A 25,482-nucleotide genomic window follows, 5' to 3' on the forward strand; every position below is an offset into this window, starting at 1 on the left:
GGGCAGCCAAGAACATGGGCACGACACTCACCCCCGAACACCTCAACCCCGCCCTACAAACCCAACCTACCTCCGACTTAACGAACGTTGCACTAGGCTGCTCAGTTGTGACGATCCGGGTGCTCATCGCCGACGACCAGCCGATGGTCCGCGACGGGCTGCGGCGGATCCTCGGCGCCGAGCCCGACCTGGACGTGGTCGCGGAGGCGGCCGACGGGGTGGAGGCGCTGCGGCTGGCCCGCGAGCTCACCCCCGACGTGGCGCTGCTCGACATCCGGATGCCGCGGATGGACGGGCTGACCGTCACCCGGCACCTCGCCGGCGGCCCGACCCGGGTCGTCGTGGTGACCACGTTCGACCTCGACGAGTACGTGTACCCGGCGCTGCGCGACGGCGCGTCCGGCTTCCTGCTGAAGCGGTCCGGCCCGGCGCTGCTGGCCGAGGCGGTCCGCGCCGCCTACGCCGGGGACAGCCTGATCAGCCCGTCGATCACGGTGCGGCTGCTGAAGCACGTCACGGGACCCCGCCCGGCCCGGCCCGCGCCGGTCGAGGCGCTGACCGAGCGGGAGCTGGAGGTGGCAGCCCACGTCGGGGCGGGCCGGACCAACGCGGAGATCGGCGCCGAGCTGTTCATCTCCGCCGGCACGGTGAAGACCCACGTCGCCGCCATCCAGCGCAAGCTCGGCGTCCGCAACCGCGTCGGCATCGCCGTCTGGGCCTGGGACACCGGCACCGTGGCGTGACGGCCCGCGGCCGGCGCGTCAGGTGACGAGCCGGTCGGCCCAGGTGGACGGGTCGGCGGGGGTGCGGGCCACCCGGATGCCCTCGGCGATCGTCAGGAGCGCCGGGCTCGTGTACGTGCCGGTGCCGGCGATGTGGATCCACAGGTCGTTGACGTCGGGGAACTCGACGGAGGGGCGGAACCGGTCGTCGGTGAAGACGGCCGCGGGGTGGCCGGCGACGGTCAGGGTGGGTGCGGCCGAGGTGGCGGGCCGGCCGGCGTGCCTCATCGAGATCTCGGCGCGGTCGACGGTGTTCTCGCCGGCCCAGAGGGTGGCGAAGAGCATGCGGCCGGGGAGGTCACGGCCGGCGAGGGTGGTCTCGCAGCCGAGCAGCCCGGCGCCGGCCGGGAGGGCGGTGAGCTGGACGGGCGCGGCGCACCGCAGCGTGACGTCCAGGCGGACCCGGGACCTGATCCGCGCGGCGTCGGCGGTGGCGGCGTCCTCGGCGAAGAGCTGCGCCCACACGCCGGGGACCGGCTGCCAGCGCTGGTAGTAGAAGCGCTGCATGGGGCCGGAGGTGAAGACGAAGACGCCGTCGCCCTGGTCGGTGGCGGTGGGCAGGTGGCCGGCCGGGTCGCGGTTCTCGTCCTCCAGGAGCCGGTCGAGGAGGGCGGTCGTCTTCGCCAGGGACACCTTGTAGGTGGCGCCGTCCCGGATGAACTGGATCGTCTCGACGCCGCCGGTCGAGCGCCACGTGGTGTACGGGGACACCACGCTCCACTCGTCGACGGTGAAGTGCAGCAGCGCCGGGTCGGTGCCGATCCTCGACGGGTCGGCGGGCACCGCGACCACGGGCAGGCCGGGGACGGACCAGCCGCCCGGCGGCGGCAACCTGGTCCAGTCGGCGCCGACGCTCAGGGGCGCCTGCGCGGCCGGGCCGGGCACGTCCGGGGACCGCGACACGGTGACCGCGCCGGCGGCGGCGACGACCGCCACGAGCGCGGCGCCGCGCACCGCGTAGGCGCGGGCCCGCAGGCGGCGGCCGCGGCGGACGGCGGCGTCGGCGAGGGCGGACGTGTCGACGGCGTCGCCGTCGTGGGCGCCGAACGTGGCCGCCAGGTCCTGCTCGAGCTGGGTGCTCATGAGACGCTCCGGGAGGAAGAGGGCTGGTGACGGGCGCGCAAGGTGGTGAGGGCGCGCAGCGCGGTGGTCCGGACGGTGACGGCCGAGCAGCCGAGGATCTCCGCGATCGCGACGTCGTCGAGGTCCTCGTAGTAGCGCAGGACCAGGACCGCCCGCTGGCGTACCGGCAGGGCGAGGACCATCCGCCACAGCGCGTCCCGCTCGGCCACCGCCACCCCGATGTCGGGGGCGGCGGTGGGCGCGGCGACCAGCGCGATGGTGACCTCGCCGCTGGAGCGGCGGCGCCACCAGGAGGTGTTGGCGTTGACCAGCATCCGGCGGACGTAGACGTCGGGGCGCTCCGCCGCCGACACCCGCCGCCACTGCACGAACGCCTTGGCCAGGACCTCCTGGACCAGGTCGTCGGCCCGGTGCTCGTCGCCGGTCAGCAACCGGGCGAAGCGCACCAGGGCCGCGCCCCTGCTGTGCACGAACTCCTCGAACGTCACCCCCAACAGACGCTTCCACGGCCGCCGAATGTTCTGACGGTCCGGAAGAAGAACACGATTCCCAGCAGCGCCAGCGCCGAGGCCGCGACCAGCGCCGGCGGCGGGCCGCCCGAGGGCAGGGCGCCCATGAAGTCCACCGCCGCGACGTCGTTGATCAGCATGTACCAGAGGATCGTGTAGACCGCCTGGAAGGTGCGTGCGGCGCCGGTGAGGGTGCCGAGGGCCAGGGCGAGCGCCGGGATGAACAGCGCGCCGGCCGCCCAGGCGGCGAGGCCCGTCAGGTCCGCCTCGACGGCCATCCGGATCGCCGGTGGCGCGGCGGTGCCGGCCGCCAGCAGTACACCCGCGGCGAACTCGGCGAGAAGGCGCCGGCGCGGACCGGGATACGCCGCGAGGATCGCCCCCGCCTCGCGCCGGGTGCCCAGCCGCGACCACAGGATCACCGGCCAGATCCACACGACGGCGAGCACGGAGCCGGGATCGACCGGGGTGGCGAGCCCCAGCAGGGCCAGCAGCGCCGCACCGGTCCACCACCACCAGGGCGTGCCCCGCAGCAGGACGCGGAGCTCGGCGAACGGCAGCCGCACCGCGGACCCGGTCACCACCGCCGGCGTCTGGGGGAGTCCCTTGTAGACGGTCCTCGGCCCGCCGGCGGTGACCGCCGCGGCGGGGCCGCGGGCCGCGATGTCGAAGCGGTGGAACCACAGCGCTGGCAGCAGGGCCACGGCCACCGCGAGCAGGGTCAGCGCGACCCGGCCGGCCACGAACGGCGGATCCAGCGGCAGGCCCGGCCAGTCGAACGTCCGAAGTGGAGTGTCCACGTACATCAGACCCAGGCCGAACGAGTCGGAGGTCGCCGGCATCGTGCCCGCCAGCTGCGCCACGCCGATCCCGCCGAGCGGGGCCGACGCGGACTGGCCGCCGATGGCGCCGACCATCCACACGAAGCACCACAGGATGTTGCCGAAGCCGGACCGCAGCACCGGCGTCGCGTCCCACAGCAGCGCCGCGGCGGCCGTCACCGCCAGCATCGGCAGCGCCAGGAACACGAACGGCGTGAGCAGCCCGACGGGGTCGACGGTCCGCGACTCGCCGCGCAGCAGCTGGAGCGCGAGCGCGGTGACGGCGAGCGTCGCCGCCATCGAGCCGAGCACCAGCAGGTTGCTGGCGAACTTGCCGGCCAGGTACACGGGCGTGCGCAGCGGCGACGCCGCGAGCAGCTGGCCGACCCCGGTGCGGACGTCGCGGGCGACGGCGTCGCGGACCAGGTAGAACCCGACGAACGTGAGCCACAACGCGCTGGTCAGGGCGGTCACCAGGCCGACATAGGCGCTGGTGTAGGTGCCGCGGTAGCCGCCGGCGTCGAGCACCACCCAGCGGGCGTCGGTCGGCGGCACGGCCAGCCAGCCCAGGCCGACCGCCGAGATCAGCATCACGAGGTACGCGGGGCGGCGCACCCGCTCCCGGAAGTCGGCGACCGCGAGGCCGATGACGGCGGTCACCGGGTCACCGCCAGGTAGGCGTCCGAGAGGTCCGGCGCGACGGGGGTGGCGTCCGGGGCGGGGCGCTGCGTGGCGAGCACCCGGACCCTGACCTGGCCGCCGGTGCGGATCTGCCGGGTCACCGGCATGCGTTGCTGGACGCCCGGCAGGTCGGCGGGGGCGACCGGCAGCTCCCACACGTGCCCCGCGACGCTGCGCACCAGGTCGCCGGGGTCGCCGTCGAAGCGGATCCGGCCGGCGGCCACGACGACGATCCTGGTCGCGACCGACTCGACGTCGGAGACGATGTGCGTGGACAGCAGCACGGACCGGTCCGCGGACAGGTCGCTCAGCAGGTTGCGGAAGCGCACCCGCTCCTCGGGGTCGAGGCCCGCGGTGGGCTCGTCGACGACGATGACCCGCGGGTCGGCGAGCAGCGCCTGCGCGATGCCGACCCGGCGCAGCATGCCGCCGGAGTAGCCGCCGAGGGGGCGCTTCGCGGCGTGGGCGAGGTTGACGAGGTCGAGCAGCTCACCGACGCGGGCGCGGGCGGACCGGTGCGAGAGGCCGCGGACCGCCGCCAGGTAGGTGAGGAACTCGTGGCCGGTGAGGTGCGGGTACACGCCGAAGTCCTGCGGCAGGTAGCCGAGCGCTCTGCGCAGCGGGGCGGGCCTGGCGACCGCGTCGGCGCCGTCGAAGCGGACCTGCCCCCGGGTCGGCCGGGTGACCGTCGCCGCGATGCGCAGCAGGGACGACTTGCCCGCGCCGTTCGGCCCCAGCAGCCCCACCAGGCCGGGCCCGAGCCGCAGCGTCAGGCCGTCGACCGCGCGCTTCTGCCCCTTGTAGACCTTGGTGATGTCGATCAGCTCAAGCATGGGTCCAGCCTCGTGGTCGCACGCGGTGGGCACATCTGCCGAACGGGAGAGAAGGCGCCCCCCATTTGGGGGTGGGATGCCGTAGCCTGTGGCCGCTTCCACGGGAGGAATGAATCCATGGCCATCTCGGCTCAGCAGCAACAGCAGGCCGCGCAGCTCACCCCCTGCCGGTTCTGCAACAACGTCCCGACCGCGCAGACCAAGTTCCGCGGGCACCGGGGCCTGATCGTCATGATGCAGTTCCGTCACGTCGACGGGCCGTTCTGCCGCGACTGCGGCATGGCCACGTTCCGCGAGATGACGTCGAAGACGCTCATCCAGGGGTGGTACGGCTACGGCTCGTTCTTCATCACGCCGTTCGTCGTGCTCTGGAACATCATCAACCGGCGCAAGGTCGCGAACCTCGCGCCGCCGCAGCCCTCGCCGTACGGCGGCGCCCGCCAGCCGATGAACCCGGGCAAGCGGCTGCTCGCCCGGCCGATCAGCATCATCGGGCTGCTCATGCCGTTCATCCTGGTCTTCGCCGCCATCCTGCTCATCACGCTCACCAGCGACGCGTGACCTGACCGGCTGGCAGGTGACAGGTCACCTGCCAGCCGCCGTCCCGCGGCCCCGCGTGCAGCTCCCCGCCGAGCGCCTCGACCCGCTCCCGCAGGCCGGCGAGCCCGCTCCCGCCGCCGTCCCTGACCGCCGTCGATCCGCTGCGATCGTTGACGATCACCAGCCCGACCCGTCCGTCCGCGACGCTCACGGTCACCGTCACCCCGGTCGCGGCCGGGGCGTGCCGGCGGACGTTGGTCAGCGCCTCGATCACGACGTGATAGGCGGCCTTCGAAGCTTCGGCCGACATCGCCGGGATTTCCGTCATGTACAGCTGTGCCTCGGCGGGACCGGTCGCACCGAAGCGCTCCACCACCTCCGGCAGGTCCCCGATGCCCAGGACGCGCTGCGACGCAGGCCCCCGCAGCGCGCTGACCATCCGGTCCATCCCGTCCAGGGCGCGCAGGCCGGCCGCCTCGATCTCCGGCAGGCCCGCCGCCTGCGCCGCGATCACGATCCCGGTGACCTCGTGCGCGACCAGGTCGTGCAGGTCCCTGGCCAGGTCGAGCCGGTGCGCGCGGCGGGCCCCCTCCTCGGCCTCGCGCCTGCGGTGGTCGCCGAGCCGCAGGTAGAGCCCGGCACCGGCCACGCACACCGTCGCCCCGAACGCGGCGCTCACCAGCAGCACCGACGCCTCGACCCGGTCGCCCGGCACGTGCAGCGACATCCGCAACGGCAGCGCCGTCATCGCCACCCCGACGGCGACCGCGGCGGGTGCGGGGGCCCGCCGGGCGAGCGCCACCAGCAGGACCCCCAGCGCCACGAACTCGAACGACGCCCACAACGCCGCCGGCTCCGGCGCACCCCGGTACACCACGTCGGCGAGCAGCGACCCCGCGGCGACGGCCATCGCGGGCCGCGGCGCCCGGGCGAGGGCCGCGACGGCGACGGCGGCGAGCGCGGCCGCCCCGGCCACGAGCCCCGCGGCACCGGTCCGCGGCAGCGCGCACAACCAGAGCGCCCCGACCGGCAGCACCAGCAGGACCAGCAGGAGCACCTTCGCCCGTTTTCCGGGCCCGGCCCACCCCTCCCGCCGCCGGCCCATAGCAGCGAGAATAGTGCCTGCTGGGCGGCCGTCGCTTTCGCCGGCGATCTGCCATCCATTGGTCGACGCGGCAGGATCAGCGGGGGTAGCGGCAGTGGCGGCGTGGTGCTGTCAGGCGGGGGAGCTCGCGGTCATCGAGGCCCGGCTGCGACTCGCCGTGAGCCTCAGCGCGGCTCCTTCGCCAGGGTGTCGCACCAATCCAGGTACCGATCGGCGCGGAGGGTCCCCGCGGCGGTGTTCGCGTTGTCGCGTCGGTGTACTTGCCTGATCACAGTGTCGGGGGCAGGTCCAGCCATGGTTTGTCGGCGGCGTCGAATCCGGTGAGCTCGGCGATCTTCCCGTCGACGATGTGCAGGACCGCGAGGGTGAACAACCGGTACTCCGGGTCGTCAGGGGTGCGGCGGTACAGCGCGGCGGCGGGCATGCGGTTGACCGTCGTGGCGATACAGCGCCAGTCGTCGTAGCCGGGCTGGAAGAGCCCACCGGAGACCCAGCCGTCCACCGCGTCCTTGGCCGTGCCGACCGAGGTGCCCGCCTCGGGCAGCATCACGAAGCGCAGGTCGTCGCGCAGCAGGGACATCAGCCCGTCGAGGTCGTTGCGCTCATGGGCGTCGATGTACGACTTCACCACGCCGCGCTCGTCATCCGACAGCTCGTGGGCGGCGGGGCTCCGCCAGTCGAGGCGGCGGCCGGGCAGCTGCTCGCGCATCGTCACGCGCGCCCGCTGCAGCGCGCTGGTCACCGATGCGACGGTCAGATCGAGGGCGTCGGCGGCCTTCGACGCCGGCCAGCCGACGACGTCGCGCAGGATGAACACCGCCCGCTGCCGCGGCGGCAGGTGCTGGACGGCGACGATGAACGCCAGCTCGATCGTCTCCCGCGCCACCACCGATTCCTGCGGGTCCTCGGGGAGCATCCGGTCGGGGTACGGCTGCAGGTACAGCACCTCGGAGCCGACGTCCGCCAGCCCGGACGGTACGGGTGTGCGGTCGTTGCGCTTCTCCAGGAAGTCGAGGCAGGCGTTCGTCGCGATCCGGTACAGCCAGGTCCGCAGCGCGGCGTGGCCCTTGAACGACTCCCGCTTGTTCCACGCCCGCAGGAACGTCTCCTGCGTCATGTCCTGGGCATCCTCGTAGTTCGCAAGCATCCGGTAGCAGTGCACCTGCAGCTCACGCCGGTGGCGCTCCGTGATGAGCGCGAACCGCGCCGCATCGCCTGAGCGAACCACCGCGATGAACGAGTCCTCGTCAGCGCCCAGCGGTCCAGCGTCGGTCATGGTCACCAATCCTTCCACCGGTGTGCGAGGGGGCCACCAGAACCGACGACGTGGCGGAAGAATTCTGATCGGTGAACCGGCAGGGCGTCCGATGCTGCCCGTGTCAGCCGAGCGGTATCGCCACCAGGGTCTCGCCCAGCGCACGGGCCACCGACCAGTGCACGAGGTTCCGGGTGACCAGTTCGTCGACCGAGGCCAGCGGGCCGCGCAGGTACCGGTCGGCGACGATCCGCCGGGCGTCGTCCGGCCCGATCCCGTGCAGCGACGCGATGATGGTCTCCGGGGCGGTGTTGATGTCGACGAGGCCGCCGTCGTCGAACGTGCGCGACAGGTCGGGCCGCCCGATGTGCAGCTCACGCGCGATGGACGGGTGGTGGTTGACGAGCTGCCGCGCCTGCTCCCGCCGTACCCTCTGGGTCAGTTCGACCGCAGCGGACAGCTCCGGAATGCGGCCAGGCGGGCGGATGATGATGAGTACGCCGGCCGCCGAGCCACCGACAGCCGCCACGAGAAGGGCGAGCACCCCTACGCCCGCCCAAGGTCCGCCTGCGTACGCCGGCCCGTCCATTTCCATGGCAACTACGAAGAACACGAGCAGCGCGAAGAACGCCGCCGCGACGAGCCCCAGCATCCGGCTGCGGTAGCGGAAAGCGAGGACGCCGACGACCGCCCAGCTCGTCAAACCGAACGTCAGCAGCGGTATGGCGCCCACGATGATGGAGGCCAGCCAGACCGGAAAGCGACCGGATCGTGGTGGAGCGGGCAGCGGCATGGCGGGCAGTAGTACAGCCGGCGGCACCACCGTGGGCTGCAGCACGGCGGTCGGGGGGCGCGTGGCGGGCGGTTGGTGCCAGTGGCCGTTGACCGCCGGACGTGGCGGTTCGGGCGCGGTCAGTGACGGCTCCGCGCGCAAGATCCCGCGGTGCAGCTCCTGCAGCCGCTCGCTGGGTTCGACGCCGAACTCGTCAGCAAGCAGCTGGCGGGCGTCGCGGAACGCGGCCAGCGCCTCCGGCTGCCGGCCGCACCGGTAGAGCGCCAGCATCGACAGGTACCGCAGCTCCTCGCGTAAGGGAAACTGGACAACCAGCTCGGCGAGCCTCGGTATGAGCTCGGCATGGTGGCCGCGCTCCATCTCCAGCGCCGCCCAGGATTCCAGAGCGGTCGCCCGGCTCTCGGCGAGCCGGTCCCGGGTCGCGTCGAACAGCGCACCGGACAACCCGGCGAGCGCGCTGCCCCGCCAGAGTCCCAGCGCGCGCTGCAGCAGCCCGCTGGCGTCTGCCAACCGGCCCTCCGCTCGTGCGGCTTGCGCCCGCTGCAATTGGCTGTGGAAGACGTCGGCATCCAGCCGCTCGGGGCCGACCGAGAGCTGGTACCCAGCGTCGGTCAAGGCGAGCAGGCTGCCCGGGCTTCGGGGCGAGCGGTCGGGCTCCAGCACCCGCCGCAGCCCGGCCACGTATTTCTGCACCACGTTCGCGCCGTTCTCCGGCGGCTCCGCCTGCCACACCGCGTCCACGATCTGTGCCGTCGGGACCGGCCGGTTCGCGTTGATCAGCAGCACGGTCAGCACCGCCCGCTGCTTCGCCGGCCCGAGGTCGAGCTCCGCCTCGCCCCGCCAGGCGCGCACGGGTCCGAGAATCTCGAAACGCGGCAACTCCTGCCCGTCCGGCGTGCTGGCCACCCCGACCTCCCTGTGCCGCCGGACAGTTTACGGGTGGCCCGGCTGACCGCCCAACCAGGTACAACGCGCCGACGGCAGTGCGATCGCAGTGCCCGGCAGCGCGACGGCAGTCGGCCGGCAGCGGGCTCCTTGACGATGAGCCGGCGGCCGACGGTCGCCTGTGAGAACGATCCATGAGAGGGACGAATGCTGTCCAGATTCATCGTCGGTTCGGTGCTCGGCACCGCCCTGATCGCCACGCTGACCGGCTGCTCGGCCGGCGGGCCGGCGGCCGCGCCCGCCTCGTCTGCGGCGTCTCCGGCACCGGAACCCGCGACGGTGCTGGCCGCCGCGGTCGCCAAGACCGCCGGGGTCAACCTGAAGGTGGTCCTCGCTGGTGGCACGGCCGAAGAGAGCTTGACGGGCAGTTACGATGCGGCGCGCAAAATCGGGTCGCTCGCGCAGATGTCGGGCACCGATCGCATGACGATCATCGCCACCCCCGACGACCTTTATCTCTCCGGCCTGAGCGACTTCAAGGGCAAGACCATGCACCTGCAGATCGCGAAGCTCGACACGAAGAGCCCGCTCGCCATGTTCGCCGACGTCCTGACGCCGCTGACCCTGCTGACCGGCGTCAAGGATGTCAGCTTGACCGCGCCGGGCTCATTCACCGGCACCCTTGACCTGACGAAGGCGCAGGGCACCACGTCCGGCTCGCGGAAGTTCCTCGACTACGTGCGGTCGGCCGCGGCCGCCCGGGCCGACACGGTGAAGTTCACCGCGTCGGTCAACGAGCAGGGCTACCTGGCCGAGTTCGACGCCACGCTGCCCGACATCGATGACGGCAAGGACGGCGAGTACGACCTGAAGTTCTCGGACTTCGGCTCGCCGGTCACCATCACCAAGCCGACCGGATCGAAGGTGGTCGAGGCACCCGCCGCCATGTACAGCCAGCAGTGAGCTGCGTGCGCATCGGCGCCACGGGGGCACCGATGCGCACGCTCAGCCACCTCAGAGGACGCCGGCGACACAGCCGCACACCAGCAACGGGCTCGAAGTCCTCCGACCAGGACCAGGGCCAGCTCTCCATCGCCGACCAGCTGCAGCGCGTCGGCGGCCAGCTGCTGCACCGCGAGACCAAGACCGAAATCTTCGGATGACATCTGGCTGCACATGGCAGCGCATCGACCAGAGAGAGTGTCCGCTGGTGGATGCCGATTTCTGCTGATCAAGTGGGTGCCCCCGGCAGGATTCGAACCTGCGACACACGGTTTAGGAATTGGATCAGGGCGTCCGTCGCTGACGCCCTCACCTGCTCTAGCCTGCGCTTCCGTCTCGTGCTCGGGGTCGGTTGCCGCCCGTGGTTACCCGTGATTGACCGCTGTTACTGGCACGCGAATGGCACGACCATGCGCCTGCTTGACATCGCCTTATGACGGAGTGTGAGGAGTGGTCCCGTGTGGCATGGATACCTTGGAACTCTCGTGGCACGCTCGGGGTGGTCGCGGCGCGAGAGGGCGACCTTGAGGCAGGACTGGCCGGTGCCCGTGCAGGGCTCGCCATCGACCGGCAATCTCTGCTGTCGCGGGTTATGTACTCTCGCGAACTGCCTGCCGTTTTGAAGCAGCGCTATCCGGCCGGTCCGCGGGTTGAGGAATGCATCTAGGAGCTAAGGTCGCGCGCCGTATAGCCAGCATTCGATATCGTCTACCAGTTGAGCCGCGAAAAATTGTTCAGATCGACTCCGGCTGGTTCTGATCGCCAGCTTGTCGAACAAACCTAAAGCGATCGGTCACCTTAACTTTTACTGGTAACGCCTTCCCGGCCCGGTAGACATTTAGATTTTCGTTGGGTCGACCTTCTATTAGCTCCCGAACTTCTCGCTTCAACCAAAGGAATGTAATTGAAAGCTCCGGCCTAGATGAATCGATTAGCGGAAGGTTGGGCCGTGTCGGGACGCCGTTTGCTCGCATCTTCCATACGGTGCTTGAGTATCCTTCAAGGCGGTATTCAAGTTCAGGGCCGTTGGTGATCTCCCCCCTAGTGAACGAGCCATCTGGGTTGGGAAACCACCAGCTGATGAGACGTATGCTTACCGTTACTGCGCTGGAATTTTCAACGGTAATATGCGCATCCATGTACTCGGGAGTTCTATCCGCCGAATAAAACTCGCGGACTAGAGCCCTTGCAGTGACTACCGGGCGGCTGTATCGATAAGCCAAGATTGAAACGAGCAAAGCTGCCGCCGAAATTGCAACAGCCGTCCAGGTTGCTAAGTCATTGACGCTCATTCTTAAGTGACCCTGCTTCACTATTACTGTTCCAACTGACGTGGGTAGCGCCGACCGTGGAATCCCAAGTAGGTGGCTGTTCCTCCGCGGTAGCTCACTGCCGGGCCTTGTGGTGTGGCGGCTGACTATAATGCCGTCCTGCAGCTATAGCAACAGGTCGTCAGGCAATTCGACTGCATGAGATAGGACGCAACGCTCCTAGATGCAGCGGCTTGTTTGTCTCGCGAAGCTGCAGCCGGCCCGCTATTAGTCAACTCTGCAGTGGCGGTGTGCGGTGGTCGGCGCCACCTCGTACCGCTGGGACGAGTCGGCCACAGTTTGGCAGCGGGTCGCCGCTTGCAACGCGCCGCAGGTGATCGCGGCGTGCAAGTTGGCAGTGATCCGTACATAAGGCGCCGAGTGGTCGGTTACCGGGGGGCGCTGGCGCAGCCAGAACGCCGTCCAGCTTATGCCTACAGGCAGCTTGGGCATTCGGTCGGACAGGCTCCCGGCCGCGGCGCCGGTCCGCATCGGACAGCCACGCGCTGTTGGTTCGAAGCGTGGTCGTATCGCCGCCGCCGTGACCAGCCGTCCTGCGACGGTGCGGATGTCGACGCCAGCGTGATCTGACCGTCGCACTGCGGGCACGGTCGGCATTCGTTGCCGCACGTATCAACCGCGCCACCACCCACAAGCTCCTCCGTACACCCGTCGTGCACCCCTGGGAAGCGGGCCGCCGGCGGGGGTGCCCGTCCGCGCGGAGGGTGAGGGCCGCGCGGACGCTTGGCGCCCCCGCCGGCGGTCTGCTTGGCATCGCCTGCGCGGCGGGGGTGCGGAGGAGCGGCCCCCTCCGGGACCCTGAGGCCCGCCGGGAGGCAAGAGCGCAACTACACGCGGAGGGCGACGCTGCGGGAGCGACGGTCTGTAGCCCGGCGAACGTCGCGGTAGCTCAAATCTGGATGAGCAGCCTCGACCGTTACGGGCGTCTCGACCTGAGCTGTCGATGTGTCTGGCGGCCCTTCTCATGCGCACTCTGTACGGCTCGGACGTGGTGTCCCAGCCGGACGGGCTTCCGGCGCCGGCGCGCAGCGCCGGGCGCCGCTTGCCCGCCGAGCTGGGTGTCCACGTCCGGGCCTGCGCCGAAGGCGCCTTGATCTAGTACAGCCAAATTCAGCAGCACCTCGGACGCTGACACTCGGACGCTGTCAGGCATCGGCAGGGGTTAGGCACCCGCACGACTACCAGTGGCGCAGGTGCCAAGCCGTGCGCCATGATGCCTGTACCGTTAGACCTTGGAGCACAGGTTCCTTCAAGCGCCAGCCAAGCACGCCGAGAGGCAACAACGTGATCGAGATTGAACGGGATCTAATGGAGAACCCCCTCGTGGAGGCGATCCTTGAGATCAGATGGCATCTTGATGGCAACGCAGACCCTGCTCATCCACTGTTTGCCGGGGCCTTGGCAAGTGCCGCTCGTGACCTGTACCCCGTTCAGCAGAGATTGCCAGGCGCTGAAATCCCCGACGACCTGTCACCACACATGGTAAAATTCCGCCTTCGCGCAGGCGAGAATGCATGGCCGTTGATCCAGGCAGGCCCAGGTATTGCGACCCTGAACTCAGTCGATGATTATACCTGGCAGAGCTTCAAGGTCAGGGCACTCGACCTTTGGGACAGCCTGATGCGGGCCTATGCGCCGTTTAATAATGAAACCCCACCGGTCGTTAATAATCTAATCCTCAAGTATATTAATGCTCGCAATCTCGACGGGCTTACCCCGCAACGCTACCTCGCCGACAAGCTTCATACGCAAGTCTTACTTCCCGCCGGTGTTGTCGAGCATGAGACGGACGGCGAGCCCACTAGCGTTGCTATCGCGGTAGCTCTTCCGCTTAAGCGCGCAAATACTACAGGCACCGTTCGGATTCAAAATGGCGCCAAGCAGGACGCTCCAGCAGCTTTGTGGGAACTAACCGCTGATGGCAAGTTTCCAACGCCGGTCGATAGGGCAGGATTTGAGGATTGGCTCGAATATTCACATGGCGTACTTGAAGCGTGGTTCTTTTCGCTGATACAAGGAGACCTACTCACTGCCTTCCGAGGGGTGTGACGACGGCATTGACGACATCAACGCATTCTTCATCCTCATACTCCATGCCTTCAGGTGAATGGGTAGCAACTACTGCGACGAAAGATGCTGCCACGATCTCTGTCGATATCGCCAACGAGAGTGTGGAACGGAGCGCTCCTCAGCGTCGGCTAAGCTTTGCCGCTAAGACGCTATTCGCGGCGTCCATTACCGGCGCAGCGCTGGCCGGTCTAACGGTCCCTGGCCTTACAGCAGCTGAATCGTTCGGCGTCAGCCCCTCGGCGTCCGTTCGTGACTGGCAGCCTCCCGCAGAGGTCGAGCCGGAAACGCTCTCATGGGCGGACGTTGTTGCCATCGCAACAGAAGAGTTTGTGCGCATGGAGGAAAAACGCACAGCATTGGCTGAGCTTGAGCGCGAAATTTACGACTCGTACGAATACGACGAAGAGGACTGGACGGCGTGATCTATGATTCGGTCGAGCCAGACGAACCAATTCGGCAGGGCGACATCTTTCGGAGGATTCCGAAAATCGACTTCAACCTCGCGCGAATGGTTGCGATTTCTCCGTCGAAGGGTCCAGTGATCGGCTCATGGGAGACCTTAGAGCATGCGGCTGAGTCGTCGACGATTGCCGTAAACGTAATGCCGGTTCTTGCCGTAGTCATCAGCCAAGACTGCGACGCTTCACGTTCTGAGGACATCAGCTTCTGCGAAGTTCGCCCGTTCGAGGACGTCGACGGAAAGGCGAAGAACTTCGCAAATTTGAAGCCGAAGGCTCGACAAAGCATCATAACTACCCACGCTCGTGTGAACCAAAAATGGTTCTACATGCCATCGGACGACAGTATCGGGATATTGGAGCCGATGGCCGTAGATTTCCGAATTCCAATCCGGTTGCCGCGTGAGAACATTGAAACGATGCGTGCAGCCAATAGAATCGGCCGCCTCAACGAAGTGTCGAGCGCTCATTTTCGAGAGCGAATTTCAGAGTTTTTCCGACGTTATCCCTATGATGAGTGGTACCCACTTTCGTCTGACGAACTGCGCGAGTACCCGCCGTCTAAATATGGACTTGCGCCGCCGTTTCCTTGGCAGCGAGATCAATCATCGATCAATGATGTGGCTGACTCTTCACTCCAATCACAGGTCGATGGATAGGCGTCTACAAACGAGAGTCACCTACGCCGCGAACGAAGTTGGAACTCCCCCGTTAAACGATTCGCGCTGTGTATCCGGCAGCAGCTAGCCGACTGTAAGCAGATCGTACAGAATGCGGCATGTCCTGGCGTACTGCAAATCCACGCTCCGCGTACAGTTCAATGCGCTGCGTATCGCCGACGAGCATGTTGATAACTTTGTCGGCACTGCCAATACTGTGCATATAATCCGTAAGAGCTACCGGATTCGATGCGCAGATCACATCAAGGTCCGGCCATACCTTCTTAGCGGTTGCGTACGCACGCCGCTGCTGATATGGCCTGGACATCACAACTGCCGAACGTATGTCGAAGTTGCAGTCGTCCAGAAGTTTGCGAGTCAATTCGAAGTTCTGTTGCGTGTTGGACGCCTGCGGCTCGATAAGGACCGCATTTCGTGGCACGCCATTCTCAATGGCATATTCGGCGTAGTGGACTGCCTCGCCGCGGGGGAAGCGTTCGATTGTTGTGGGGGCGTTGGCGCCGGTGAAGACGATGCGGGGGAAGTAGCCGCGGTGGTAGAGGTCGGTGGCGATGATGGCGACGCCCAGGTCGTGGCTGCCGAGGCCGATGCCGATGTCGCAGGGGCGGAGTTCGTGGTGCATGTTGTGGTAGTCCCACAGGGTTTCGACGTCGGCGCGGTGTTCGGCGGGGATGATGGTCGCCGGGGTGCTCTGGTCGGCATGCGTCACGCCAACACAGTAAGCGGCGGTGAGCGGGTGCGCTCAGTCCATGACGTCGAGCCGGCGGGCCAAGTCGACCAACACCGTTGAGGGCTTCGAGCGCTGGTGGCGGATCCAGGAGAGAACCAGCTGGCGGCTCAGCACGTGATAGCGGACCTGCTCGGGAGCCATCTTCTCGGCGGCGAGCACGGTGTCGAGGGCTTCGTCGGCACGGTTCCAGGCGCTGAGCGCGCGGGCGACTTCGAGTGAGTGGCGTACGCGGCGTTCCATCGGCAGTCCGGACGTGTCGACGCGCGGGCCGAGGTCCACGGCGACCTGGATGTCGCCGAGTTCGGCGGCGGTGGCGACGCGATGGATGGCGACGTTGGTCGGGCCGAACGCTGTCCACAGGTGGTTGGCGTCGTGGCCGAGACGCTGCGCTGTTTCGTCGGCGGCGGTCAGGAACGTGCGGGTGGTGATGGCGTCGTTGGCGCGGGCGGCTGCGATCGAACCGGCGAGGAACAGCGTCCCGTACACCGACAGCAGCTCGGGCGTCGCGTTCGACAGGTGCGGCTCCAGGTAGTTCGCCGCGTCGTTGGTCAGCTGGACGGCTTCGCGGTAGCGGCCGGTCGCCTGGAGCGCGTGAGCAACGGAGCGCAACAGGGTGCCGGTCAGCACGACATCGCCGGCAGCTCGGGCGGCGCCGAGTCCCCGGTCCGCAGCGATCCAGGACAGGTCCGCCTCGCCGATCTTCGTCAGCTGCACGGCGGCGAGCTGGTACGCAAGGCCGAGTACCCGCCGAGCGTCGTCGAGCGCGTCACCAGACATCGCGCTCACCGCAGCCTCGGCATGCGCGATGAGGCTGGGAAGGCGACCAGTCACGTACCCGAACCGTGCGTCCTGGTACGCGTCCCAGAGTGTCTTCAGCTCCTGCTGCAACGCGTCGATCGGCGGCGGCTCCACCGACGAACCCGCACCGAACGGCGTGACCTTCCGATAGTCCATCAGGGCGGCGCGCAGGGCGGGGACGGTGCGCATGCCGCTGTCGCTGGTCCACGACACGAGGGATGGTTCGGCGACCAGGTCGGCGAGGGCGACGTCGAGCACGTCGGCGAGGGACTTGATGACCGACAGCCGGTCCAGCTGGATGCGGTTGTTCTCAACCTTGCTCAACCAGTCCTCGGTACGGTCCACCAGACCGGCCAAGACTTCCTGCGACATGCCGCGCCGGCGGCGGTACCAGGCGACCCGCTCGCCGATGGTCAAGGTGTTCGTCATCCCACGCATGCGGTAAGCGTCGCACCACCCTCCGAGTTGACCCCGGAACAATTTTCCGGGGTGAAGGCCCTCGATGGGTAGACGCTTCATCTATGTTTCGGGCGGTCTTGCTCCAGGGAGCCATCGGCGGTGGCGTGTGACGATTCACCGCGCTTCGACTTCGACGTGCCGTTCGTGTGAGGGGCGCGGGGTGAAGCTGGTCAGTCGACGGGGGGCACTGACGATGGCCGAGGACAGCGTGGTGTACGCGGTCCGGCCGTGCATCGACTGCGGCGGCATCCCGGCTCCGGACCAGGACGGCCCTGGCCAGGAGACGGAGGCGACCGAATGAGAGCAACAACGTTCCGGGTGGCGACGGTGCCCGTGGCGCCGCAACCCGACCTCGACCTGGATGTCCGGACGCTGCGGTGCTGGGGCGCGGTCGACGAGGACGGCGACCCGGTCCTCGTGCTCAAAGACGACGACGTGACCGTGGTCATCGACTTCGGGTTCGGCGGTGCATGGGACACCGCGATCCGGGCAGCAGAACGGCTCAGCGACGAGGCGCTGGCGTACGCGTCGAAGCTGCGGGCACTGATGGCCGCCCAACAGACGCCGCCGGCCGACCAAGAGCCGGCGAAGGAGAACAAGGAGGAACCATGCAGGTGAGCAAGGACGGCGTGACCGTCGACCTGACCGGCGCGAGCTGGGTCAAGAGCAGCAAGAGCGGCCCGTACTCCGACAACTGCGTCGAAGTGACCGGCCTCGACGGGCAGCTCATCGCGGTGCGGGACTCCAAGAACCCGGACGGCGCGGTGCTGGCGTTCACGCCGGGCGAGTGGGACGCGTTCGTCGAAGGCGCCCAGGGCGGCGAGTTCAACCGGGCCAAGTAGACGCGATGGCGTGGAGGCGGCCCCTCGATGCTCGAATCACCGAGGGACCGCCACCCATCGTGACACCTCCGGGTGACACCCGGAACACGTGGAAGGGCGGCGCAGCATGATCGTGCAAGACGACCTTCGCGGTGACGCGCTCCGGTTGGAGATCGCCATCGCGCTCCTCCCCCTCGTCGGCCGGGTTCAGCAGGTCGACGACAACGCCCGGGTGCTCGGTACGCGGGGCAACCGGCTGACCGACCAGGATGACCGGCGACTCGTCATCGACGACGCGGCCCGGGGCTGGGAAGCGCTCGATCCGACGCAGCAGCGAAGCTACGGCGCCGATCTGAGGACGGCGCTGTACGCGTACACCTGCGACTACGTCGAAGCGGTCGAGGCCGGCGGCCCCGATCCAGACGAGGCGGACGCGCGTACCTACGAGAGCGCGATGGAAGCGCTGTGGCGGCGGCACGCTGACGCGTTGCGCAGGGCTGCCACGGACTGACGAACAGGGCCTCGGCATCGTTCGGTGCCGGGGCCTCGCCGTGCCACGCTGGTCCCTCCCTTCGGAGGATCGACAGCACGGCGCTCACACAGTTAAGGTCTTGACAAGGTATGTTGTCGTCTTCGAATGGTGGGTCTCCGTGCCGATCGAGTACAGACCTCCCAAGTACATAACCATCGTCAACGCGTTGCAGGCCCGCATCGAGGACGGCACGTACGCGTCTGGCGAGATGCTGCCCAGCGAGACAGCGCTCATGAACGAGTTCGACACGTCGCGGCCTACGGTCGTTCGGTCGCTTGAGATCCTGCGGCAGGCCGGCTGGATCGACACGCAGCAGGGCAAGGGTCGGTTCGTGCGGGCCAAGCCTGCTGAACCGCGGTCCCTGCCGGCCCACGCGGCGTCGCTGCTTGCCAGTGAGGCTGAGGGCCGGTTGCGGATCCTCGACGTCGGCGAGCTGCCTGCTCCCGCGCGAGCCTCCTCCGCGCTTGACTTGGACGAGGGCGCGCCCGTGGTGGTGCGTCGCCGGCTCGTCAGCGTCGACGGACTGGGGCCGGTTGAGCTGGGCACGGTGTACGTGCCGCTCGACCTCGCCAAGGGCACCGGCATCGGCTCCACAACGCCGCTCGCCGAAGGGGTCCTCCAGCACTTGGCGGTGCGCAAGGGCATGCACTTCGACCACGTAACGGAGCGGATCTCGGCGCGACCGGCTACTGCGGAGGAGGCCGAGCTGCTCGACGTCGACCCTAACGGCTGGCTGCTCACTGCGTTGTTCGCCGTGTACGCCAGGGGCGGCAAGCCGGCCTTCGCGCTCGACATCGCAGTGCCGCCAGCACGGCACGAGTTCGAGGACTCGTTCTCGATTGCTTAGGTGGATGGCTCGCATTACTCGAATGCGAGCCATCGCCAAGTTTCTCTCTCCGAACACTTAACAAGCTAGGTTCCGTCGCTACACTTGAGTCACACATAACAAGTTAAGTGGTTGTCTGAAAGGACTGGATGTGGCGCTCAAAGGTGGTACGCGGTTCTCGGTCCGGTTCGAGGACGTGTTCCCGGCCGGCTGCGTGCTGGTGCCGGACTCGATCGTGGAGGCGCAGGACTACAACGAGGTGACCAAGGCACGCACCCCGGCAGTGGACAAGCTGTCCGGGTCGCGGGTGTGGACGGTCAGGGTCATGGACATGGACCCGGATCTCGCGGGCCGGTCGCGGGAGGTCGCCGTCAAGATCTCGGCGAACGTGCAGCCGGTCCCGGACGGCGCGGGGTTCTCCCCGGTCGAGTTCGAGGGGATGACGGTCACGCCGTACGTCGGTCCGACCGGTCGGCTCGCGTACTCGTACCGCGCGACCGGGTTCAAGTCGTCGGCGGCTGCTCGTAAGGCGGCCTGAGCAAGACAGCGCGGGGCGGTCTGTATGCCGTAGGAAGCCGGACCGCCCCGCTGCCGACCAAGCCCATTGCTGAGGTGTGGAAGGCGGTTTCATCATGCCCATTTCTGGGCGGCGTCGCCAAGCCTGCCCCGGCCAACTCCTGCTGCTCATGCCTGTTGCGCGCGATGCGCGGGGCCGTTTCACCCGCTGGTTCACCGGGATGCCGCTGCAACTGCTGGCGGTCCGCCGGGACGTGCGGGGGCGGTTCGCAGCGCTGGCGCCTGCGTAGGAAAGGTCGAAGGTGAAGAACAACAACGTCCCGCTGGTCAACTTCCGGCGCCTGTCGATCCCGGCGCCGTGGTGGCTGGTGATGTGGATCGTCATCCCGTACCTGCTGTTCAAGGCCACGGTCCTGCTCATCCGCGCGCTGCCGGTGCTGTGGCGCAACCGCACCTCCGTCACCCTCGCCGTGCTCGCGGTGTGGCTGTGGCACCGGCACGGCTGGGAGATCCTCGTCTTGTTCGCCGGTGTCGCCGGCGCCACGGTCGGGGTGTGGTGGTGGCGCTGGCGGCCATGGTGTGAGCGGTTGATCGTGCTGCCGGTGCTGTCGTGGTGGCAGCGGCTGTTCGTGTACCGGCTGCACTGGCGCGAGGCGATGACCGTCTGCCGCCTCGCCGAACGGTTCGACAGCAAGCTGAACGTGCCGAAGCTGCTGCGCGTCCGCTGCACGTACGCCACGGATGAGGTGCTGCTGCGGATGCCGCGCGGGCAGAACCCCGACGACTACCACGCGGCGGCGGCGAACCTGGCGTACTCGTTCGGCGCCCGCACCTGCCGGGTCTACTCCGGCCGGCGGGAACAGCCGCCCGTGCGCACGAACCGGTGGCTGACCCTGCTCGACCGGTTCCGGTACCGGGACCGCCCGCGGCTGGTGTGGCTGGTGTTCGTCCGCCGCGATCCGTTGCGCCGCACGGTGCCCGCGTTCGACATCCCCGAGGAAACCGATCTGGAGGCGCTGCCGCTCGGGCTGCGTGAGGATCTCGTCCGGTACGTGCTGCGGCTCCTCGCCACCCACATCCTGATCGTCGGGGCGACCCGGTCTGGCAAGGGCTCCGTGCAGTGGTCGCTGATCCGGGCGCTCGCCCCGGCGATCCGGTCCGGGCTGGTGCGGTTGTGGGGCATCGATCCCAAGGGCGGCGTTGAGCTGTCTCTCGGCCGGGAGCTGTTCAGCCGGTACGAGTACGCCACCGTCCCGCCGATGGTCGCCATGTTGGAAGAACTCGTCGAAGTCATGCGGGAGCGGCAGGCCCGTATGCAGGGCAAGACCCGTGTGCACACGCCGACCCTGGATGAGCCGCTGTACGTGCTGATGGTGGACGAGATCCTCGCCCTCGTCGCGCTGCTGCAGGACCCCGACCTGCGCGGGCGGGCACGCTCGGCGCTGGCGATGCTCCTCACCCAGGGCGCCGGGCTCGGGGTGCTCGTCATCGGCGCGACCCAGGACCCGCGCAAAGAGGTTGTGGAGCTGCGGGACTTCTTCCCGACGCGGATCGCGTTGCGGCTCAACGAACCCAACCACGTCGACCTCGTCCTCGGGCAGGGTTCCCGGGCTCGCGGCGCGCTGTGCGACCAGCTGTCGTCGCGGCCGTCGATGCGGGGGATCGGGTACGTCGTCCTCGACGACCGTCCGGAGCCTGAGCGGGTCCGGTTCGCGTACGTCACCGACGACGAGATCCGCGACATGGCCGTCACCTACGCCGCCCCGGCCGTCGCGGTGGCGCCGCCGTCGATCCCGGTGCAGCGGCAGGCGCCGAAACACACGTACAAGCCGGGACGGCACGCGAGAGGTCCGCTGCTGCCGGACAGCCTGACCGACCTGCTCGGCGGCGAGCCGGCATGACCCGCCGCTTCTACCGCCTCCGCGCACCCCACCCGGTCAAGGGCTCCTCGGCCGTGACCGTCCGGGTCACTGACGACGAAGACCTGTACGTCGCGGTCGGCGCGGGCCGCCGGCGGATGTACGTCACCCCGGCTGAGGCGTGGGCGCTGTGGCGGTGCCTGTCCGAAGCGGTCGCCTCCACTGGCGAGCCGCCGGACTGGATTCGCGTCCCGATCACCCCGAAAGCCAAGTGAGGCAACGGATGCGCCGCATGCGGCTCCACGTCGAAAGCGTCGTCCTGGTCGTCATCCTGCTCGTGGTCGGTGGCATGGCCGGCGCGGCGTCGTTCACCCACGTTCACGACTGGACGATGGCGAACTCACCCGCTGGAACAGCCGACTGGTTCGGTTGGGCGAATGCCGCGATCTCCGAACTCGTCCCCGTCGCCTGCGCGCTCGTAATCCGTCGTCGCCGGCGGACGAGGGAGTCGGTGCGGTACCCGTTCGCGGTCCTCACGGCGGCCGTCGCGCTGTCCCTCGCGGCGCAGCTGGCGGTCGCCAAGCCGGGCATCTCCGGAGCGCTGATCGCCGCTGTCCCGGCGCTCGCGTTCATGGCCCTCGTGAAGCTCATCCTCTCGACGAAACCAGCGCCCGCACCGGTCCCCAGCGCTCCACCCGTCGACCTGGTCGAGGTGCCCGAACCTACGCCGGTCGAAGTGCTGCCCGTTTTCCAGCGCGCCAACGGCGCGATCCCGTCCGGCATCGTGAAGTGAAGGGAACCCCCACCGTGAACACTTTCCAGCGGCTCGTTGAGGCCGTCGCCGACCGGTTCCACGCCTCCACCGACGCCCACGCCGAAGCGCAGGGCCTCACCGTGCAACGGCTCCCGTGGGGCGGCCGGCGGATCGGACACCCCATGGTCGGTGCCTACGCCGCCGCTCGCCGTGCCCGTGTCCTGCGCGGTGACGGCGACGCGATCGACCGCACGTTCGTGGACGTCCGGCACCCGGCAGGCCGCCGATGACGGTCACCACTGAGGCGCTGCCCGGTCTGGAGCCGCAGGAAGGGCCGCGCCCCGGCTCCCGTGCCGCGCGCATGCTGATGCCCCTCGCCGCAGACGTCGTGAAGGACATGGCGGCTGAGTACGGTGTCTGCCTCCGCCCGGTCGGGCTGCGCCGCACCGACCTGACGACCGGCCAGACCGAGATCATCGACGTCCCGTGCGGCGCAACCCGGGAAGACAAGTGCGTCCCGTGCGCCAAGCGGGCGCGGCGGCTGCGGAAGACGCAGATTCGGGAAGGCTGGCACCGCACCGACGAACCCGCACCGGCACCGAATCCGGCGACGGAGGAACAGCGGTCGCTGATCAGCCTCCGGGCACACCTCGAGTACTTCCGCGACCAAGCCGTCCGCGAATCGAAGTGGGACGAGGTCGGCGAGGTCGACGACGCGATCCGCGAGGTCGAGGAGGCCATCGCGGCCGAGGGCCTGCGCGGCACGGTGGCGCCGGCACACGACAAGCCGGACGAGCCGAAGCGCCAGCGGTCGACCCGGCGCCGTCAGGACGCTCCGGCGCTGCCCCGGCAGAAGGTCCAGCCGCGCACCATCGGCCGCGCCTACACCGCCCCGGACGGCACCGAGCACCGCCCGTCGATGTGGCTGACCATGACCCTCGACTCGTACGGCCCCGTACGAGAGGACGGCTCACCGCTCGACCCGTCCCGCTACGACTACCGGCGCGCGGCCTGGGACGCGATCACGTTCCCGCGGCTGCTGGACCGGTTCTGGCAGAACCTGCGCCGCTGCGTCGGCTGGAACGTCCAGTACGCCGGCTGCGTCGAGCCGCAACGCCGCCTCGCTCCGCACGCGCACTTCGCCATCCGGGGCACCATCCCGCGCACCGTCCTGCGCGAGGTCGCGGCGGCCACCTACCACCAGGTCTGGTGGCCTCGCGTCGACAAGCCTACGTGCCGCCCGGTCTGGGACGCCGACGCCGAGGTCTGGTGCGACGCGGACGGCCTGCCGCTGCAGACGTGGGATGAGGCGCTCGACGCGATCGACGAAGACCCCGACGCCGAACCAGCGCACGTGATCCGGTTCGGCAAGCATGTCGACGCACGAGGCGTCGCGGCCGGCAGCAAGGACATCGACCGCACGGTCGGCTACATCACGAAGTACATCACCAAGTCTGCGGCCGACTGCCACACCGTCACCACCGACCGGCAACGGGCGCACCTCGAACGCCTCTGGCAAGAGCTGCGCGTCACGCCCTGCTCGGAACGGTGCGCGAACTGGCTCCTCTACGGCATCCAACCGAAGAAGGCGCACGGGAAGCTCCGTCCGGGCAACTGCAAGGGCAAGGTCCACCAGCGGGCCACCCTGGGCATCGGCGGCCGGCGCATCCTCGTCTCCCGCGACTGGTCGGGCAAGACCCTGGCGGACCACCGCCACGACGCCCGCGCCTGGGTCAAAGCCCTCCTTGGTGTCTCGGGCGGCGTCGACCAGGTCCCGGTCACCGAATCCGACGACGGAACGCCGGCACCGGTCGCCTGGGAGCTGGCGAAGCCGAACGACCCCGACATGCCACCGATGCGGCACCGCCTCCTGCGCGCGCTGGCGCAACGGATGCAGTGGCGCAACGCCATCAACGCCGCCAGAGACCGGGCGGCGCAGTACGAGCAGACAGCCAACGACAACGAGGAGGAACGCAACGGTGAGTGACCGGCTGTTGAAGGTCGCCGAGGTGGCCGAACGGCTCGGAGTGACAGAACGGTTCGTGCGCCGGCTCATCGCCGAACGCCGGATCGAGTACGTGAAGGCAGGCACGCACGTCCGCATCAAGGAGGAAGCACTGACCGCCTACATCGACGAGTCCACGGTGGCTCCGATCCGCATGGGCTTGTACAGCAACGGATTGGTGGCCTGATGACTGACAAGAAGCGGCGTCGCTTCGGCGCCGTTCGGCAACTCCCGTCCGGCCAGTGGCAGGCGCGCTACACCGGCCCGGACGGCCAGATGCATTCCGCACCGCAGACATACCCGACCAAGCCCCTCGCGGAGCGCTTCCTGAGCACGGCTGAGGGCGACATCGCATCGGGCCGCTGGATCTCGCCCACGGCGGCCAAGACGCCGATCTCGGAGTGGGCGGACCAGTGGTTCAACGCCTCGCGGTCGCGCTGGAAGGTCAAGACGCAGGAGACGTACCGCTCGGTCATCGACCGGCTGATCGTGCCGCACCTCGGCAAGGTGAAGCTCGGCGCGCTCCGTCCGCTCGCGGTGACGCGGTGGGTCGGCACCCTCGCCGAGACGGTGAGCGCGTCACAGGTCCGCCAGGCGTACCGCCTCCTGTCGCAGATCATGGCGTCGGCCGTCGACAACGGCATGATCCCGGTGACCCCGTGCCGGGGTGGACGGGTCGCGGGCCTTCCTCGTCTGCCGCAGGCAAAGCCGACCGTTCTGGCGCCGGCGGACGTCGCCCGTCTTTCGGCAAAGTGCGAGCTGCCCGATCGCGTCCTGGTCCTGCTGCTCGCGTACGCCGGGCTCCGCATCGGTGAGGCGCTCCCACTGCGCCGCCGATCCTTCGACCTGTCGAGCCGTCGGCTCGTCGTCGCCGAGGCGGTGTCGCAGGTCCGCGGCGGCTCGGTGATCGGTACGCCGAAGAACCACCAGCAGCGGGAGCTGATCCTGCCCGCGTTCGTGGCCGACGCGGTAGCGGAACTGCTCGGCAACTTGCCCGAGGGTGAGGACGTGTTCCTGTTCGGCGGCCGGCAGAAGCACACGAGCGGGCGACAGCAGAGCTACTACGGCTTCCGCAGCCGGTTCCGCGTAGCTGCTGAAGCGGCAGGTCTCGACGGGCTGAAGCCGCACGATCTCCGAGCCACGCACGCGTCCTGGGTCTCGGACTCGCACGGCATCATCGTCGCTGCCGCTCGCCTCGGCCACGCCGACGCCAGCGTTACGACCAGGCATTACGCCCGCCCGCTGGGCGGCAAGGATGAAGAGGTGGCGGCGCACCTCGACAAGGTGGCGCGGAAGGCTAGTGGCACGCGAATGGCACGCAAGATCAGGAAGAACGTGCCATAAGCGCCTGACC

Annotated in this window: 29 protein-coding genes; 19 read left to right on the forward strand and 10 right to left on the reverse strand. The window is 68.7% G+C overall.

Annotated elements, in window-relative coordinates; translation table 11 throughout:
• The first annotated feature begins 107 nt into the window (after nucleotides 1–107).
• Nucleotides 108–743 (forward strand): response regulator transcription factor, encoded by a 636-nt coding sequence (locus AB0J72_RS50030; protein ID WP_360559909.1) that lies wholly within the window; start codon nucleotides 108–110, stop codon nucleotides 741–743.
• An 18-nt stretch (nucleotides 744–761) separates the two neighbouring features.
• Here AB0J72_RS50030 and AB0J72_RS50035 read toward each other — a convergent pair whose 3' ends face one another.
• Genes AB0J72_RS50035 through AB0J72_RS50050 form a run of 4 tightly spaced genes read right to left on the reverse strand, consistent with a single transcriptional unit; the run spans nucleotide 762 to nucleotide 4,709 of the window.
• On the reverse strand, nucleotides 762–1,865 hold the full coding sequence (locus AB0J72_RS50035; protein ID WP_363413318.1) for a hypothetical protein: 1,104 nt from the start codon (nucleotides 1,863–1,865) through the stop codon (nucleotides 762–764).
• Nucleotides 1,862–2,353, reverse strand: coding sequence for a SigE family RNA polymerase sigma factor (locus tag AB0J72_RS50040; RefSeq protein WP_363413489.1), 492 nt, complete (start codon nucleotides 2,351–2,353; stop codon nucleotides 1,862–1,864). The genes AB0J72_RS50035 and AB0J72_RS50040 overlap by 4 nt, the downstream gene beginning before the upstream one ends.
• Nucleotides 2,350–3,855: a hypothetical protein gene (locus AB0J72_RS50045; RefSeq protein WP_363413321.1), complete on the reverse strand. Its 1,506-nt coding sequence runs from the start codon at nucleotides 3,853–3,855 to the stop codon at nucleotides 2,350–2,352. The genes AB0J72_RS50040 and AB0J72_RS50045 overlap by 4 nt, the downstream gene beginning before the upstream one ends.
• A complete protein-coding gene (locus AB0J72_RS50050; protein WP_363413324.1) occupies nucleotides 3,852–4,709 on the reverse strand; it encodes an ABC transporter ATP-binding protein in 858 nt (285 codons plus the stop codon). Before AB0J72_RS50050 ends, AB0J72_RS50045 begins: the two co-directional genes overlap by 4 nt.
• Before the next feature lie 117 nt (nucleotides 4,710–4,826).
• Between AB0J72_RS50050 and AB0J72_RS50055 the strand changes: the two genes are divergently transcribed.
• On the forward strand, nucleotides 4,827–5,270 hold the full coding sequence (locus AB0J72_RS50055; RefSeq protein WP_363413327.1) for a hypothetical protein: 444 nt from the start codon (nucleotides 4,827–4,829) through the stop codon (nucleotides 5,268–5,270).
• On the opposite strand, the gene AB0J72_RS50060 is transcribed toward AB0J72_RS50055, so the two are convergent.
• The 3 genes from AB0J72_RS50060 to AB0J72_RS50070 all read right to left on the reverse strand — a co-directional run bounded on the left by AB0J72_RS50060 (nucleotide 5,254) and on the right by AB0J72_RS50070 (nucleotide 9,308).
• Nucleotides 5,254–6,354, reverse strand: a complete 1,101-nt coding sequence (locus AB0J72_RS50060; RefSeq protein WP_363413330.1) for an ATP-binding protein — start codon at nucleotides 6,352–6,354, stop codon at nucleotides 5,254–5,256. The genes AB0J72_RS50055 and AB0J72_RS50060 overlap by 17 nt on opposite strands.
• 268 nt (nucleotides 6,355–6,622) lie before the next feature.
• Entirely contained in the window at nucleotides 6,623–7,630 is a 1,008-nt protein-coding gene (locus AB0J72_RS50065; RefSeq protein WP_363413333.1) for an RNA polymerase subunit sigma-70, read from the reverse strand.
• A gap of 103 nt (nucleotides 7,631–7,733) precedes the next feature.
• Complete coding sequence (locus tag AB0J72_RS50070) at nucleotides 7,734–9,308, reverse strand: BTAD domain-containing putative transcriptional regulator (RefSeq protein ID WP_363413335.1); 1,575 nt, start codon at nucleotides 9,306–9,308, stop codon at nucleotides 7,734–7,736.
• 318 nt (nucleotides 9,309–9,626) lie between these two features.
• Between AB0J72_RS50070 and AB0J72_RS50075 the strand changes: the two genes are divergently transcribed.
• Entirely contained in the window at nucleotides 9,627–10,250 is a 624-nt protein-coding gene (locus AB0J72_RS50075) for a hypothetical protein (protein ID WP_363413338.1), read from the forward strand.
• A gap of 32 nt (nucleotides 10,251–10,282) precedes the next feature.
• Nucleotides 10,283–10,450 (forward strand): hypothetical protein, encoded by a 168-nt coding sequence (locus AB0J72_RS50080; protein ID WP_363413341.1) that lies wholly within the window; start codon nucleotides 10,283–10,285, stop codon nucleotides 10,448–10,450.
• Nucleotides 10,451–11,023: 573 nt separating this feature from the next.
• On the opposite strand, the gene AB0J72_RS50085 is transcribed toward AB0J72_RS50080, so the two are convergent.
• Nucleotides 11,024–11,581: a hypothetical protein gene (locus AB0J72_RS50085; protein ID WP_363413344.1), complete on the reverse strand. Its 558-nt coding sequence runs from the start codon at nucleotides 11,579–11,581 to the stop codon at nucleotides 11,024–11,026.
• Nucleotides 11,582–12,904: 1,323 nt separating this feature from the next.
• On the opposite strand from AB0J72_RS50085, the gene AB0J72_RS50090 reads away from it, so the two are divergent.
• From AB0J72_RS50090 to AB0J72_RS50100, 3 genes are read left to right on the forward strand one after another with little or no spacing between them, the layout of a single operon-like run.
• Nucleotides 12,905–13,669: a TIGR04255 family protein gene (locus AB0J72_RS50090; protein WP_363413347.1), complete on the forward strand. Its 765-nt coding sequence runs from the start codon at nucleotides 12,905–12,907 to the stop codon at nucleotides 13,667–13,669.
• 44 nt (nucleotides 13,670–13,713) lie between these two features.
• Nucleotides 13,714–14,112, forward strand: coding sequence for a hypothetical protein (locus tag AB0J72_RS50095; RefSeq protein WP_363413349.1), 399 nt, complete (start codon nucleotides 13,714–13,716; stop codon nucleotides 14,110–14,112).
• Nucleotides 14,109–14,807 carry a hypothetical protein gene (locus tag AB0J72_RS50100; RefSeq protein WP_363413352.1) on the forward strand — a complete coding sequence of 233 codons (699 nt, stop codon included), beginning with the start codon at nucleotides 14,109–14,111 and terminating at the stop codon, nucleotides 14,805–14,807. Before AB0J72_RS50095 ends, AB0J72_RS50100 begins: the two co-directional genes overlap by 4 nt.
• Nucleotides 14,808–14,859: 52 nt before the next feature.
• On the opposite strand, the gene AB0J72_RS50105 is transcribed toward AB0J72_RS50100, so the two are convergent.
• Nucleotides 14,860–15,537, reverse strand: coding sequence for a YdcF family protein (locus AB0J72_RS50105; protein ID WP_363413355.1), 678 nt, complete (start codon nucleotides 15,535–15,537; stop codon nucleotides 14,860–14,862).
• A 33-nt stretch (nucleotides 15,538–15,570) separates the two neighbouring features.
• Nucleotides 15,571–16,875 (reverse strand): helix-turn-helix transcriptional regulator, encoded by a 1,305-nt coding sequence (locus AB0J72_RS50110; RefSeq protein WP_363413357.1) that lies wholly within the window; start codon nucleotides 16,873–16,875, stop codon nucleotides 15,571–15,573.
• Between the two features lie 237 nt (nucleotides 16,876–17,112).
• Between AB0J72_RS50110 and AB0J72_RS50115 the strand changes: the two genes are divergently transcribed.
• The 12 genes from AB0J72_RS50115 to AB0J72_RS50170 all read left to right on the forward strand — a co-directional run bounded on the left by AB0J72_RS50115 (nucleotide 17,113) and on the right by AB0J72_RS50170 (nucleotide 25,472).
• On the forward strand, nucleotides 17,113–17,433 hold the full coding sequence (locus AB0J72_RS50115; RefSeq protein ID WP_363413360.1) for a hypothetical protein: 321 nt from the start codon (nucleotides 17,113–17,115) through the stop codon (nucleotides 17,431–17,433).
• The gene (locus AB0J72_RS50120; RefSeq protein WP_363413363.1) at nucleotides 17,424–17,657 is read left to right on the forward strand and encodes a DUF397 domain-containing protein; all 234 of its coding nucleotides are present in this window, start codon (nucleotides 17,424–17,426) and stop codon (nucleotides 17,655–17,657) included. The genes AB0J72_RS50115 and AB0J72_RS50120 overlap by 10 nt, the downstream gene beginning before the upstream one ends.
• 106 nt (nucleotides 17,658–17,763) lie before the next feature.
• On the forward strand, nucleotides 17,764–18,147 hold the full coding sequence (locus AB0J72_RS50125) for a hypothetical protein (protein WP_363413366.1): 384 nt from the start codon (nucleotides 17,764–17,766) through the stop codon (nucleotides 18,145–18,147).
• 139 nt (nucleotides 18,148–18,286) lie between these two features.
• On the forward strand, nucleotides 18,287–19,015 hold the full coding sequence (locus tag AB0J72_RS50130; RefSeq protein ID WP_363413369.1) for a GntR family transcriptional regulator: 729 nt from the start codon (nucleotides 18,287–18,289) through the stop codon (nucleotides 19,013–19,015).
• A 130-nt stretch (nucleotides 19,016–19,145) separates the two neighbouring features.
• Nucleotides 19,146–19,532, forward strand: a complete 387-nt coding sequence (locus tag AB0J72_RS50135) for a transcriptional regulator (protein WP_363413372.1) — start codon at nucleotides 19,146–19,148, stop codon at nucleotides 19,530–19,532.
• A gap of 280 nt (nucleotides 19,533–19,812) precedes the next feature.
• The gene (locus AB0J72_RS50140) at nucleotides 19,813–21,411 is read left to right on the forward strand and encodes an FtsK/SpoIIIE domain-containing protein (RefSeq protein WP_363413375.1); all 1,599 of its coding nucleotides are present in this window, start codon (nucleotides 19,813–19,815) and stop codon (nucleotides 21,409–21,411) included.
• Entirely contained in the window at nucleotides 21,408–21,644 is a 237-nt protein-coding gene (locus AB0J72_RS50145) for a spread protein (protein WP_363413378.1), read from the forward strand. Before AB0J72_RS50140 ends, AB0J72_RS50145 begins: the two co-directional genes overlap by 4 nt.
• Nucleotides 21,645–21,661: 17 nt before the next feature.
• The gene (locus tag AB0J72_RS50150; RefSeq protein ID WP_363413381.1) at nucleotides 21,662–22,162 is read left to right on the forward strand and encodes a DUF2637 domain-containing protein; all 501 of its coding nucleotides are present in this window, start codon (nucleotides 21,662–21,664) and stop codon (nucleotides 22,160–22,162) included.
• Nucleotides 22,163–22,176: 14 nt separating this feature from the next.
• Entirely contained in the window at nucleotides 22,177–22,413 is a 237-nt protein-coding gene (locus AB0J72_RS50155) for a hypothetical protein (RefSeq protein WP_363413384.1), read from the forward strand.
• Nucleotides 22,410–24,110, forward strand: a complete 1,701-nt coding sequence (locus AB0J72_RS50160) for a replication initiator (protein ID WP_363413386.1) — start codon at nucleotides 22,410–22,412, stop codon at nucleotides 24,108–24,110. The genes AB0J72_RS50155 and AB0J72_RS50160 overlap by 4 nt, the downstream gene beginning before the upstream one ends.
• On the forward strand, nucleotides 24,103–24,315 hold the full coding sequence (locus AB0J72_RS50165) for a helix-turn-helix domain-containing protein (protein ID WP_363413389.1): 213 nt from the start codon (nucleotides 24,103–24,105) through the stop codon (nucleotides 24,313–24,315). Before AB0J72_RS50160 ends, AB0J72_RS50165 begins: the two co-directional genes overlap by 8 nt.
• Nucleotides 24,315–25,472 carry a site-specific integrase gene (locus AB0J72_RS50170; protein WP_363413392.1) on the forward strand — a complete coding sequence of 386 codons (1,158 nt, stop codon included), beginning with the start codon at nucleotides 24,315–24,317 and terminating at the stop codon, nucleotides 25,470–25,472. Before AB0J72_RS50165 ends, AB0J72_RS50170 begins: the two co-directional genes overlap by 1 nt.
• Nucleotides 25,473–25,482: the final 10 nt, after the last annotated feature.

Source organism: Dactylosporangium sp. NPDC049742 (genome assembly GCF_040674675.1).
GTDB lineage: Bacteria > Actinomycetota > Actinomycetes > Mycobacteriales > Micromonosporaceae > Dactylosporangium > Dactylosporangium maewongense.